At 49.2% G+C, this 13,028-nt stretch carries 12 protein-coding genes; 8 read left to right on the plus strand and 4 right to left on the minus strand.

The window, feature by feature from the left end; all coding sequences use genetic code 11:
* Positions 1-71: 71 nt before the first annotated feature.
* Positions 72-1,406 carry a DUF2252 domain-containing protein gene (locus ACTJJS_RS00005; protein ID WP_440661902.1) on the minus strand — a complete coding sequence of 445 codons (1,335 nt, stop codon included), beginning with the start codon at positions 1,404-1,406 and terminating at the stop codon, positions 72-74.
* Between the two features lie 92 nt (positions 1,407-1,498).
* Positions 1,499-1,720, minus strand: a complete 222-nt coding sequence (locus ACTJJS_RS00010; RefSeq protein WP_440661903.1) for a KTSC domain-containing protein — start codon at positions 1,718-1,720, stop codon at positions 1,499-1,501.
* A gap of 154 nt (positions 1,721-1,874) precedes the next feature.
* Here ACTJJS_RS00010 and ACTJJS_RS00015 point away from each other — a divergent pair, with 154 nt between their 5' ends.
* From ACTJJS_RS00015 to ACTJJS_RS00045, 7 genes are all read left to right on the plus strand, one after another.
* Entirely contained in the window at positions 1,875-2,882 is a 1,008-nt protein-coding gene (locus ACTJJS_RS00015) for a GlxA family transcriptional regulator (RefSeq protein ID WP_440661904.1), read from the plus strand.
* Positions 2,883-3,055: 173 nt separating this feature from the next.
* Positions 3,056-4,924, plus strand: a complete 1,869-nt coding sequence (locus ACTJJS_RS00020) for a tetratricopeptide repeat-containing sensor histidine kinase (RefSeq protein WP_440661905.1) — start codon at positions 3,056-3,058, stop codon at positions 4,922-4,924.
* Between the two features lie 12 nt (positions 4,925-4,936).
* Positions 4,937-5,674 carry a LytR/AlgR family response regulator transcription factor gene (locus tag ACTJJS_RS00025; RefSeq protein ID WP_440661906.1) on the plus strand — a complete coding sequence of 246 codons (738 nt, stop codon included), beginning with the start codon at positions 4,937-4,939 and terminating at the stop codon, positions 5,672-5,674.
* A 131-nt stretch (positions 5,675-5,805) separates the two neighbouring features.
* On the plus strand, positions 5,806-6,387 hold the full coding sequence (locus tag ACTJJS_RS00030; RefSeq protein ID WP_440661907.1) for a hypothetical protein: 582 nt from the start codon (positions 5,806-5,808) through the stop codon (positions 6,385-6,387).
* Positions 6,384-7,409, plus strand: a complete 1,026-nt coding sequence (locus ACTJJS_RS00035) for a hypothetical protein (protein WP_440661908.1) — start codon at positions 6,384-6,386, stop codon at positions 7,407-7,409. Before ACTJJS_RS00030 ends, ACTJJS_RS00035 begins: the two co-directional genes overlap by 4 nt.
* Positions 7,409-8,116, plus strand: coding sequence for a hypothetical protein (locus ACTJJS_RS00040; protein WP_440661909.1), 708 nt, complete (start codon positions 7,409-7,411; stop codon positions 8,114-8,116). The genes ACTJJS_RS00035 and ACTJJS_RS00040 overlap by 1 nt, the downstream gene beginning before the upstream one ends.
* On the plus strand, positions 8,116-8,646 hold the full coding sequence (locus tag ACTJJS_RS00045) for a hypothetical protein (protein WP_440661910.1): 531 nt from the start codon (positions 8,116-8,118) through the stop codon (positions 8,644-8,646). Before ACTJJS_RS00040 ends, ACTJJS_RS00045 begins: the two co-directional genes overlap by 1 nt.
* Before the next feature lie 635 nt (positions 8,647-9,281).
* On the opposite strand, the gene ACTJJS_RS00050 is transcribed toward ACTJJS_RS00045, so the two are convergent.
* Positions 9,282-10,805 carry a TROVE domain-containing protein gene (locus ACTJJS_RS00050; RefSeq protein WP_440661911.1) on the minus strand — a complete coding sequence of 508 codons (1,524 nt, stop codon included), beginning with the start codon at positions 10,803-10,805 and terminating at the stop codon, positions 9,282-9,284.
* A 107-nt stretch (positions 10,806-10,912) separates the two neighbouring features.
* On the opposite strand from ACTJJS_RS00050, the gene ACTJJS_RS00055 reads away from it, so the two are divergent.
* Positions 10,913-11,953, plus strand: a complete 1,041-nt coding sequence (locus tag ACTJJS_RS00055) for a helix-turn-helix transcriptional regulator (protein ID WP_440661912.1) — start codon at positions 10,913-10,915, stop codon at positions 11,951-11,953.
* Between the two features lie 34 nt (positions 11,954-11,987).
* On the opposite strand, the gene ACTJJS_RS00060 is transcribed toward ACTJJS_RS00055, so the two are convergent.
* Positions 11,988-13,028: a family 16 glycosylhydrolase gene (locus tag ACTJJS_RS00060; RefSeq protein ID WP_440661913.1), complete on the minus strand. Its 1,041-nt coding sequence runs from the start codon at positions 13,026-13,028 to the stop codon at positions 11,988-11,990.

The raw sequence follows: 13,028 nt of genomic DNA on the forward strand, positions 1-13,028 counted from the left end.
TGTTTTTGAGAACAGTGATAAGGGGGGCTGGGGAGGCTCCTTTTTTTGTTCTCAGGGCTGAAGCCCTGGGTTTAGGCTTTTTCCACGGGCAGCTTTCCGTCGCGGATAGCTTTGGTGAATACTTCGAAATCTTTTTCTGTTTGATCTGCATAGGCCACGGCGAACTTGCCGATGGCAGTGTCCATTAGCCCGCTTTTACCCATATAGTCGCTGATCTGCTGACCGGGGCCGGTCTTGGCGTGGGCACGTGCCAGCATACGGCCACACAGGCCGGCATATGCCAGCAGCACTTCTTTGTCGAAGGTTTCTACATTGGGCGCTATTTTACGGTCTCTCAACTGCCGCAGGTAAAAATGACGGCCATCATCGGCAGTGCTCCAGCCAAGGAAGATATCGCTGGCGGCCTGCACCAGTCGCTGCCCCTGCACTACCCGTTCGCCGGCATGTTTGTATTTGCTTTTGGCCGTGAAATTCTCCAGCACGCTGGTACGGGCTTCCTTGATCTGGAGGAAGAGCGGTTCATCTTTGTCATTCATCAGCAGCGCGATCATGCAACGGGTGCCCACGCTGCCTACGCCTACCACCTTCAGCGCTACGTCTACCACGTGGTATTTACTGAAGAGGAAACGGCGGTCTTCCTGTAACGTGCGCTGGTAGCCGTTCAGAAAGGATTTGATATTGTCCTTTTCTTTTTCAAGGTCCAGCGGATGATAAATCAGCGGGTGCTGGTCCGTAATTTCAAAAGTACCCATGACACTCTGGGTGATTTTGTAGAATACCTGTTGAGGCGTTGCTTTCTCTGCTTTTTCTATGGCGTTGCGCAACAGTGTCCGGACTTCTTCACTGGTAGCTTTGTTCAGCAGCGCATGCATTTCAAACTTCTTATACCACAGGTCCAGCAGGGGCAGTTGTGAAAATTCGTACATGCTGTGCCGGTAGGAGGTGGCCATGTGGACGGCCATTTCACGCGCATCTGTTTCGCGAAGCTGGTTGTGCCGGGCTGCCAGTACGAAACTGGTGGCCAGCCGCTTTACGTCCCACTCCCAGGCGGCAGGCAGCGTTTCATCAAAATCGTTGGCATCGAAGATGAGGGTACGCTCCGGGGTGGCGAAGCCGCCGAAGTTACACAGGTGGCAGTCGCCGATGGCCTGCACTTTCAGCTGGGTATGCGGAAGGACTGACAGGTCCTGTGCCATCAGTCCGGCCATGCCACGGTAGAAGGCAAAAGGTGAAGCGCTCATGCGGCCATGACGGATCGGTATCAGGCTCTTTATCCTGTCCTGGTTGGACAGGCGGATGGATTCCACTACACCGGGCCGTTGCGGCGAAAGTTTGAAATCGCCCTGTGAAGTCCGGGGGACGGCCGCTCTGAGTTTTTTTCCAGGGGTATCTTTTTCAACAGCCATATGACAGGCCGGTCAGTGATTAAGATAGCGGCTGACCGGGATACTAAATATACAAATAAACGACCGGAACCGCTGAAAAGGGAAAGTGGGGCCTATTCATGATGATGGCCGTGCGCATCGCGATAGCGGGAGAATTTGAATTTGTCTTTGATATGCTGGTTGAAAAAAGTCCCTTTGGAAAAAGCGTTCTTCATGTCCTGGTATACGGATTCCGGTACGGCCTGATAGTCGTATACAGCGCCCGAAACAAACACAATCCGAAGGACAGCACGCTGGGCGTCGTAAGAATATGCACGGATAACAGACGACGGCATGACCTTTCCTAACTTTTCCGTTTTCCTGTCTCAATTATCATACCCGGGCGGAAATTTATTTACCGGAAACCGGCGGAAAGACTAACTTTATAGCATGGCAAAAATGACCAGTGAGAAGTTAATATTGCCATATCAGCTAATCATCTCAACGTATATGCGTATTGCGATCCTGGATTATGAAAATGCTGTGCCATCCAGCGTAGCAGGCCCGGCAGACATACTGGCCTCTATCATGCGGACATCCCCGCTATTGACCGGCAGCCCTGCCAGCGTCCGGTTTGACATTGATTTTATTATGGAGAAAGACAACCAGCTGTGGCGTAAAACCAAAGGCACTGCTGTACCGGTCCGGCTGCGAAAGCAGGAAATATACGACCTGGTGATCGTGCCGGCCATGGAGTCTGACAAAATACAACTGGTATTGCAGCGGGAGCGACGGTTGATCGATTGGCTGCGGCAGCAGCACCTGCAACGGGCAGAACTGGCCAGTATCTGCGTGGGGGCGTTCCTGTTGGGGGCCACCGGTCTGCTCAACGGTAAAGTGGCTACCACACACTGGCTGTTTGTTGACCGTTTCCGGGCCATGTACCCGGAAGTGGAAGTACAGGACGATAAGATCATCGTTGACCAGGGCAGCATTTACACCTGTGGCGGCGCTTTCAGTTTCACCACGTTTATGATGTACCTGGTGGAAAAGTTCTGCGGGCATGAAATGGCCATCATCGCTTCCAAAATATTGATGATCAATATGCATCAGCAGCCACAGGATGCTTTTTCCATCTTCCGGCTGCAACACGACCATACGGATGATATGATCAGCAAGGCCCAGCAGTTCATCGAAAAAAATTACGCAGACGCCATCAGCATAGAAGCGCTGGCCGTACAGTACAATATGAGTATCCGGCATTTTATCCGCCGCTTTGAACAGGCCACCGGAAATACGCCGCTGGCTTATCTGCAGCGGGTACGGATAGAAGCGGCCAAAAAAATGCTGGAAACCAGCCAGGAGGGGGTAGAACAGATTGCCTTCCGTTGTGGTTATGAAGACATGAGCTTCTTCCGTAAGATATTCAAGCGCTATGTGGCCATGACGCCCAAGGCGTACAAGGATAAATACGGCCGTAACGGCCTGCGGCTGGTGACTGCCAGTATGGCTTCCTGAGCGGATATTTATCGTGTTCCTGCGAATATTGACCCGGCGGCCGCGGATATTATACGGGCCACCGGTGAATAACTTCACTTCTTAATTTTGTACCCGTTAGCAATCGCTTTCAAAGGGTATCCGGATATACAACTATGATCAATCTGTACAGAACACATAGATTATTGCTTCCTTTGTTTGTTGCCCTTTATTGGTGTGCCGGTTGCGGGATGCCCGACCAACAGTCGAAGGTCCCTGCTAACACCGGCACATCCGATAAAACCTTTATTACTTTCATCCTGTCCGAGGATACGGCCAAAGCAAAGCCGTTTAAAGAGAGTTTCCGGGCCTTGGTGGCCAGACTGGACTCTGCACCGGACAAATCAGCTAACCCCTGGTACAGTTACCTCCGTGGTAAACTGTACGCACTGGAAAATAAATATGACAGCGCTTCGATGTACTTCCGCCAAGTATCTCCGGAGCCGCAACAGACAGATCTGTTAACCCTGAAAGATTACGCTATTCTGAACCGGGCTTTGTCCGGTTCGGATATAGCCAAATCAGACCTCGTGGTCCGCATTCTGGAAGCGGTAAAAAGAGGAGAGCATCACCAAAGCGTGTTCACCTACCGCCTGTATGATCTGCTGGCCAAATCCTACTACGTTAACCAGAATGTGTCCAAGGCTGTGGAGTATACACAGCTGTATTATAACCATCATCCCTTCCATTCCCATCCGGCTGTCCGTCAGCGTTACTTCGATATTTCATTTCTGCTGGCAGCACGGCAGCTCAACAGCGCCGCCATGAAAAGGTTCCTGGACAGTGCCCGGCAACTGTCGCTGCAAATAGACGACAGCATGGCGCTGGCCCGCACCTACGATTACGAAGCACAGCTGTATTCTTCCCGGAAGGAGTTTGGCAAGGCCATTGCCTCAGGCAAGCGCTATTTAAACTACCTGCAGGCGCAGCATAAATTAAACTTGCAGGCGTTTAATAACCTGGCCACGTCCTTTGTGCGCAATCATCAGACTGATTCTGCCATCCATTATTATAAAGCAGCTATTTTATGGGCCGGCCAGCAGCCGGAGACCATGAACCTGGTGAACGAATACCAGGGACTACATGAAGCCTACAAACTAAAAGGGGATTATAAAAACGCACTGGACGCCTTACACGCCGCATTCAATATCTATGGCCGTAACCAGAATGCCATTGAAGCCTCCAAAATAGAAGAACTGCACACCCAATATCAGACGGAAAAAAAAGACCAGGCCATAGCTACCCTGCAAATGAACAATGACCTGAATAAAAAACTCATTGTACAGCAGCGCTGGATTTTTGTGGGCGTCTGTGTTTTGCTGGCCATCATCGCGTTTTATGTATATAACGTATACCGACAGAAATTGCTCCGCGAAAAAAATGAAAAGCTGGCCATTGAAAACAAAAGGCTGCTGCTGGAACAGAAAACCCGCCAGATGCAGCTCAACCCTCATTTTATTTACAACGCCATCGCCAATATGCAGGGGCTGATCAGCACTAATAAAAAGACGGAAGCGAATGCTTACCTGGTGTCTTTTTCCAAACTGATGCGCAATGTGCTGGAGCTGAACCGTCATGACCTGATTCCTTTGGAAGATGAGATTGGTTCACTGAAGAACTATATCGAACTGCAACAGATGCGTTTTGAGCATGCATTTTCCTACAGCATTGATACAGAAGGCACAGAGGTAGATGCGATCCTGATACCGCCCATGTTGGTACAGCCATTTGTGGAAAACTCTATCGAGCATGGTTTTAAATCCATCGACTATCCCGGTATGCTGACAATCTCCTTCCGCCAGGAGCAACAGCAACTGGTAATTTGTATAGATGACAACGGCGCCGGCGCACAGGTGAAAACACATGGCCCGCGTGAAAAAACATCACTGTCACGCATCATCGTACAGGAACGTTTAGATCTCCTGTTTAATAAAACGGCCCGTGTAGCGTATTTTGAGGCCCAGCCCAAAACAACGGAACGGGGCTTCCGGGCAACCATCTATCTACCGTTATTAATTGACTAAAAACCAGGTCCAATGACTGTTTATATACTTGAAGACGAAATCAATATCCTGAAACACATCATGGCGTTGGTGAACGAAATTCCCTACCTCCAGGTAGTGGGCTATTCCGGGGAAGTGGCCAAAGCGCAGGCCGAAATACCTGCCCTTCAGCCCGAACTGATCCTGGCCGACATACAATTAAAAGACGGCAATAGTTTCACGTTGTTCAGCCACATCGATGTTTCTTCCAGCCAGATCATTTTTATCACCGCTTACGATCAGTACGCATTACAGGCGTTGAACCTCGGCGCTTTCGCTTATCTGCTCAAACCCATAGAAACCGCTGTTTTTGAAGAAGCCGTAGACCGTTGTTTCAAAAAAAGCGAGCAACAGAAGTTTAACCAGCATCAGCTGGAAATAGCGGCCAATCACTATAAAGGAGGAACAAAGCCCAGGCGTATTGCGCTCAGGAGTGCGGAATACACGCAGATCATCGATATCGGGGATATCCTGTATTGCAAAAGCGACCGCGGATACACTACTTTTTATCTGAAAAACGGCAGCTCTATTCTCGTTTCCAAGGTGTTGAAAGAATACGAGGCACTGTTGCCCGAAGAAACGTTTATCCGTTGCCATCAGTCTTATCTTGTGAATGGCAACTACGTCAGCAAATATTACAAGGAGGGGTATCTTGAAATGTTTAGTGGTGAAACAGTGCCTGTTTCGGACCGCAAGAAAGAAGTCGTACTCAGTTTTATCGATAAAATATAAACGCGGATATTTTTCCATGGCCTACAGATGTTGATCCACCACATGCGGAAATTGATCTGCCTCAAAACATCAGACAGCCCTGGTTAACTTTGATCACTGAAAACCGTATTGCAGGTAAAAGCAGTGATCCCATGGCACACATTGCAGGAAAAAGATTCATAGGACTGTTACTGGTATTGGTATTAACAGGATGTTACGCCGGTTATGAGCTGTTATTGAAGCCAACGCTTAACGGGTCTACATTAATTGATAATCCGACGGGCAGAGACATCACCGTCATGATAGACCAGCAGCCGCATGAGGTACCGGCCCGTTCATTTCTGAAGATTACGCTGGCAGAAGGCATGCACAGCATCAGCTGTGAAGCGTTGGGCCTGCCGCAGCAGGAGCTGAATCTGGAGCTGACATCATATGGAGTGATTAATCCTTCGAAATCGAAATATGTCATCTACAACACCATCTATACTGAGAAAAACCTCAGTTCCCGGTACAAGTCCTATGCAGTGGAAGGCCGCGAAGTGTATTCCCTGCTGGGAGAACCAGAGGTGACCAATGCGTTGTTTATTCCCGACCGTACCCTTGGCAAGGGCAATCTGGACGTAGCGGCGCCGTCTGCGAAGAGTTATCAGCAGGTCAACCAGGACTATGCTTATCTCACGCGTATTTTCCGCCTGCCTGATTTTTTTGAATATTGTAATCAGCATAATTTATGAGCAGATTTTTGTACATCATTTACATATTGGGGACCATGACCATGCTATCTTTAACGAGCGATGGCGCTTCGGCGCAGTCTATTGCCGGCCGTTACGGCGGAGTACAGGACGGTATCTGTATTTTCGACAACGGTCGGTATTTTTTGTATGGCTATGCTACGTTTGCGCCGGGCACCTATCATGTGGAAAAAGACAGGGTCCGGTTTGTGCCTGATAAGCCGGCCAATACTTTTATGGTGTTTGCACGGGAGAACAAAGACCTGCATGACAGCGTGCGGATGTGTTTCAACGGATTTGAGCGGGGAGAAACTTTCCTGCAGCTGGACAATGAAAAAACGCGCCGTGTGTTTAACGAAGGTGCAAACTGTTTTAATCCGCCCTATGTTTATGAAGGCGCCGCGGTACCTTCACAGATCACGTTTTCACACGTAACAGACGACTATGGTGTGTTGAAAACAGATAAGAACACAGAAGTCTATCGTCCTGGTAAAAAGCTCAATGATTTTGTATTCCTGTATCAGAAGCCGAGCCGTTACCAACAGCCTTTTGTGGGTGTTATCACAAAAGAAGATGATGTCACATTGCTGCAAACGAGCCTCACCAGCCGGAAATTCCCCAGGGACCCGGACGACAAAGAGATCGAAGAAATGAAAGCCCAACTTGGCAACGCGGAAGAGAAGGCAGAAGATGTGTTATATGCCAATCGTTTTTATAAACTGCTTACTGACATAGATACATCTGAGTACGTTTACGATCCTGGTGCCGGCCAATATACCGCACATGGCACAAAGCCCGGCGAGCAGGCAGAAGAATACACAGACGTTCGCATCCTGTATAAGTACGAATTAGTAATGCCGGTATCGAAGGATTTCAGGAAGCCGGAGAAAACAAATCTGCCGTCCGTTTTTTTTACCAGCTGCGAAGATCCGGAAAAATCATACCGGTATAAACCACTGGACAAGCCGTCTACCCCGCCGGACAGGCCATTGCCTACTACCACTGCGCCGGTAATAATAAAGTAATGATGACGACAGGCATTAAACAAAAAACATTCAGTTTCCGGGGCGTTGATTATAAGACTGAAATATGGCTGGGCGTATCGATTATTCCCATATTGCTGATAGTCCTGGGAGGTTGTTTGTATTGCCTCGCTAAGTTTTGGCAGGTGGACCTTTTAAAGATACCCCGCGGCCTGATCATTCCTGCGATCCTGGGCATCAGCCTGTTTTCCCTGCACTGGCTGGTGAAGCTGGTGCCCGACAGGACCTGGCTGGCAGAGGTGGACGACAAACGATTGACACTACGGTATGGGAAGCATTGTTATGATATTGCATGGGACAACCTTCGCCGGATAGAGAACATGGGCAATGCGGCGTTAAGATACCTGTCGTTTGTCACCAAAGACGGGGTGACTGTCAGGATACGGGTGGGTACCGGGGCGCTGACACCTTTTTCGGGGCCGGAAGACATCGCAGCGGTAGATGAACTAATAGAACATCTCAGTACCTATATCGACAAACATTTCAACAAAAAGATGCTTCGAAATAAAATTGACCAGAACCCTTTTCCCCATTACGGCGTATATGTTGTAAAAAGTGAGCCCCTTACCTATACTTTTTTGCAGAAGATGACGCCCGGGCAGGTAATCCTGCTTTTTTTGACAGCGGGCATGTTACTCATTTTTTTAATGCTTCAGTTATTGTTTTATTATATAGACAGTAAAGGCTAATGGGGAAAAATTTTCGCATCGAATATTGGCTGGTGGCGAGGCCGAAGTGGAAGCTTATACTGGCTTTGGCCGTTTTCTTCCTGTCGTCAATGTTGTATATAGTGCTGTTGCAGTCTTTTGATGAGAGGTTGTCTTCTTTTGGTATTCCCAGGACGCTCCGGATGGTGGTGCTGTTTATACCGTTTTTTGGAGTGATGCTGGGGCTGGGGAAATATGTAGGCAGTGTGTTGTACCGATGTGAAGAATTGCGCTTTACCAAAGATAGTCTTGTGTTTATACGCCGGGGTAGAGCTATTGTTTTTAAGCGGGAAGATATTCTCCGGTTTAAAGTCAATGAGCAAATGGACAAAGGACTGATCACGAATTATTTTATTACCATGCATGGGATAACATATTCCATTTATACCAATGGTACCGCAGTAACGCATGATTTTATCCATCAGGCGTTTGTGCGTTTTTTTGCACTGGACGCTTATTTGCCTGTGGTGCAAACGGGGAATGGAATAGAGCGGAGAGAGTATGTGTTTTGATAACAACGCCAGGGCAAAAAACATAATGGGGCTTTTGTGCCTTGTCCTACCAATTGGACGATCGCGGATTGCTCCGTCTGCAGGACTCGAACCTGCACCAAAGGATTTGAATCGAAGTAACCCATTATTACGGCACCTGGCATTGTTAACACAGGGTAATAAGCTGAATAGGACGGTCTACAGTGGAAATGAAGTATCCCATTCAAACGACACCTGTATATTTTTGAATAACATAACAACAAGGCGATAAAATTAACAGGACTTTTCTGTTGTTTATCCAACTAACTACCCCGGTGCTCACCAGGGGCAGGACTCGAACCTGCGATCTCAGATTAACGAAGTAACCCGTTGTGACGGCACTTGTTGTTATGTTATGGTAAATGTTGCCCGGACAGGGATCGAACCTGTATTTTCATTGCTGAACAGTATGGCTGTAAATACGCTTCCCTACTGACGTTGAAGTGTTCGGTGCACTGTAAATTCTGACCATGACAGGGCGTGCCCGTCACGATATGTTCCATACACTCCGCGGAGCCGAATTTTACCGCAGCTTTGTCCTTTTAAGCTACCGGGCCGGTTGTGCAGCGCGCCCTTTCAGCGCGCTGCGGTTTTTATGAGTTAACAAAAATGGATGATCAAAGGGTTATACTATGGATGTGTTCCAGTGCGGTCTGTCCATTTTCAATGGCTTCCACCACATCGAATACTTTATCGCTCCAGCCGCTGATGAGGTATACATCGTTCTGACGTGTATCCACCGGCGTTGTACCCAGTCCTTTCAGGTCAAAGAGGTACAGTTTTGCTTTGGGCGCCACCTGTGTTTTATAATGCGCCCAGTTGCTGGCGAATGCGTCATACGATCCGCCGTTGCTGTTCCACAGCTGGCAGTCGGTGAAGAGCATGATCTTATCGGCCACATAGGAGCGTTTGATCAGGTCTTCTATCACCAGGTAGCCGTTGGTGGAGTAACCTACTTCACCTTCTCTTTTGTAGAACGCGTCTACATTGGCGAGGATGCTGTTACCCGGCAGCGCTACGGTTTTCCAGGTGTCGCCGAACATGCCTGTTACCACGTTTTTGCATTTATGCTGCAGCAGCATACCCAGCATCAGGCCGATGTCGTAGCCTTTTATTTTGCTGCGTGGAGACAGTGGGAACTGCATAGATCCGGACACGTCGCAGGCGATCACCACGCGGGTGTTGGCATCGAAGCCTTTCAGGTGTTCCACGCTGGTTTTGACAGCGGTTTCCAGGGCCTGCATCAGCTGGCCTGTTAGGCCATGCGGCACTTCCTGCAGTTCGCGGTAAGCCGCGAGGTAGCGGAACGGCAACTGTTTGGATTTCAGGACAGCTGCCGGATTGGTCAGGTGCTCACATACCATGCTGATGTACGCCGGGCTGATATCTGCCTGCAGCATATTGCGCAGGTTACGCATAGTAGCCATGTATCCCAGCTGTTTGCTGTTGATCAGTTCTCCCCAGGCTTCCTGCATGGCCGCTCTTTTAGCGTTTTCAGAAGTAAAAGAACGCTGGCCCACGGCCGACAGGGTGGTTTCCCAGGTATAAGGTACAGACAGCGTGTTGTTAACTATTTTGTTGAACACTTCCTGCTGCATTTCATTCTTTGCTTTCGGATGCACCAGGAACAGGGCGTCTCTCAGCGAGATCGCTGTTTTACGGTTGTATTTTGCAAACTGGTATTCATCGAAGTGGTTGAATGCCAAGGCCAGTCCCTTCTGTACCTGTTTGCTTAGCCTGTTCAGCTTTTTTACTTCCGTACGGTTGTTGGCCATGGTGTAATAGGCCAGCATTTCCGTGATTTCATCCGCACGCTGTATTACACGCGCCACTGTTTTGCCCACCAGCGCATTACCGTTGAAGCGTTTGGCCATTTCCACGGCCAATACCATCGGGATGCTGCGCAGATACATTTTTTCGCGGGCATAAACGGCCAGTCTGGCTACGAAGGCCGGATCGTTCTGGTCCATCAGGGTGCAGATACGAGTCAGCCTGTCACTGGTCCCTTCGTAAAACTGGTCATTCAGCGAGGCTGTCACCACACTGGTGTACAGTTCCATTTCCGGAGTCATCTTGTATGCCGGTGCGCCTTCATGATTGGTCGACTTCTGGGAGCCTTTGGTGAAAAGATTGAATTTCATATCATTTTGTATTACTGTGTGATTGATGATACAAAGATGTCCCCCTATATGCGCAGTCTTTTTGCGCAGGTCAATTTTTTATTTATTTTTATTAAAATTTTTTCCTGATGCCTGTTAACCGTAACGCATTAATAAGATATAAAACCATTGATACCTGCCTTCGAAACCGCCGCCGGCGCTGGACTTTACAGAACCTGATCGATAAAGTGTCTGAAGCCCTGTATGACTATGAGGGCATGGAAAAAGGCATCAGCCGCCGTACCATCCAGGCTGACATTCAAATGATGCGCAGTGATAAGTTGGGCTACAATGCACCTATTATTATTGTAGAGAAGAAATATTATACCTACGAAGATGCCGACTATAGCATTACCAATATCCCGCTGAGCGAACATGACCTCTCCCGCATGACAGAAGCCGTAGAGGTACTGAAACAGTTCAAGGGCTTCTCGCATTTCCAGCACCTGAACGCGGTGGTACAGAAACTGGAAGGCCACGTGTATGCCTCGGCACACGATCAGCGGACGGTCATCGACTTTGAAAAAAACGAGCACCTGCGCGGGCTGTCCCACCTCGGTATGATCTATGACGCGATCGTCCGGGAACAAACGATGCTGTTGAAATACCAGTCCTTCCGCGCTAAATCAGCCAGCATCATGCATTTTCACGCCTGGTGGCTGAAAGAATTCAAAAACCGCTGGTTTGTAGTGGGCACCAAAAATGATTCGCCGGCTATTGTTACCCTGGCACTTGACAGGATCGAAGAACTGAAAATCGACGAAACAACTTCCTACCGTCCTAACGATCAGGGACATACGCCGGAAGAGTATTATCAACACACCATTGGTCCCACTGTGGCCAAGATACGCCCCATGAAGGCCACTATCCTGGTCACGCCGGAACATGCGCCCTATGTGCTGACCAAGCCTCTTCACCGTAGCCAGAAGGTAGAATCCGTGGGACCGGAAGGGACGACCATTTCTGTTGTAATAGAGCATAACCTGGAGCTGGAACGTGAAATCCTGGGGTTTGCAGATGGGATGAAGGTATTGGGTCCGGAGAGATTGCGGGCTAATATCCAGCGGAAGCTGCAACGGGCGGCGGGCAACTACGGAAAAGACGATAGTAAAAACGAACAGCCGGCTTAACCAGATAAGCCGGCTGTATTTTTTGTTGAATTCTTTAATTTTTATACACTCTCACATAATCCACTTCCATCGTTCCTTTGGTGAAGGCCGGGTCGATGGCGCCACCAAAATTCCCACCCATAGCAAAGTTGAGCAGGATAAAGAAATTGTGGTTGAAAGGGAGGCCGGCAGCGTTATTAAACGTGAAATAGAGTTTATCGTCCACGTACCAGCGGAGTTGTTTAGGTGACCAGTCCAGCGTATACTTATGGAATGCGCCGGTTTCATTGGCCACCATGGTGGTGCCGCCGTCGGCATTACCGCCTGCATGGTCCGGATGATGCACGGTGCCATATATTTTCTGCGGTTCATTGCCTTTATGCTCCATGATGTCTATTTCACCGCAGGCGGGCCATCCTGCTGTAGCGATATTGCTGCCCAGCATCCAGATGGCCGGCCAGGTGCCGCCGCCTGCCGGTAGTTTGGCGCTCACTTCCACCCGGCCATAGGTGAAATCAAACTTGCCTTTGGTGAGCAGGCGGGCCGACGTATAATCTTTACCGTTATAACTCTCTTTCTGTGCGTTGATCTTCAGGGTACCGTTGGATACCTGCGCATTCTGAAGCCGGTCGGTGTAATACTGGGCTTCTGCGTTGCCCCAGCCGTTGTCACCGTTGCCTATATCGTATCCCCATTTTTTCGGATCGGGCGCACCGTCCTGGTTAAATTCATCCGACCATAGCAGTGCCGTGGATACCGGAACGACCACCGACACAGACTTGGCGATAGTGAGGCCGTCGGCGCTTTTAGCGGTGACCTGTACGCTGTAATTATTGGTGCCGGGCGTATTATAGGTATAGCTCGTACTGCCGTTAGCGGTAGTCCTGATATAGCCGTTGCCGAAATCGTAGTCGTAACTCACCGCGTGATCGGCCGTGGCGGTGAAGATAACGGTGCCGCTGCTGTCGGTGCTCACGGTGGCATTGACTACCAGGTTCAGGGGCGCCACTTTTTCCGGTGGTGTATTGTCGTTTGATTTTCCACAGCTGCTTAGTGCCACGAGCAGCGCCATCATTATTCCAGTTACATGTTTCAT

The organism is Chitinophaga sp. 22308 (assembly GCF_052045305.1).
Lineage (GTDB): Bacteria > Bacteroidota > Bacteroidia > Chitinophagales > Chitinophagaceae > Chitinophaga > Chitinophaga varians_A.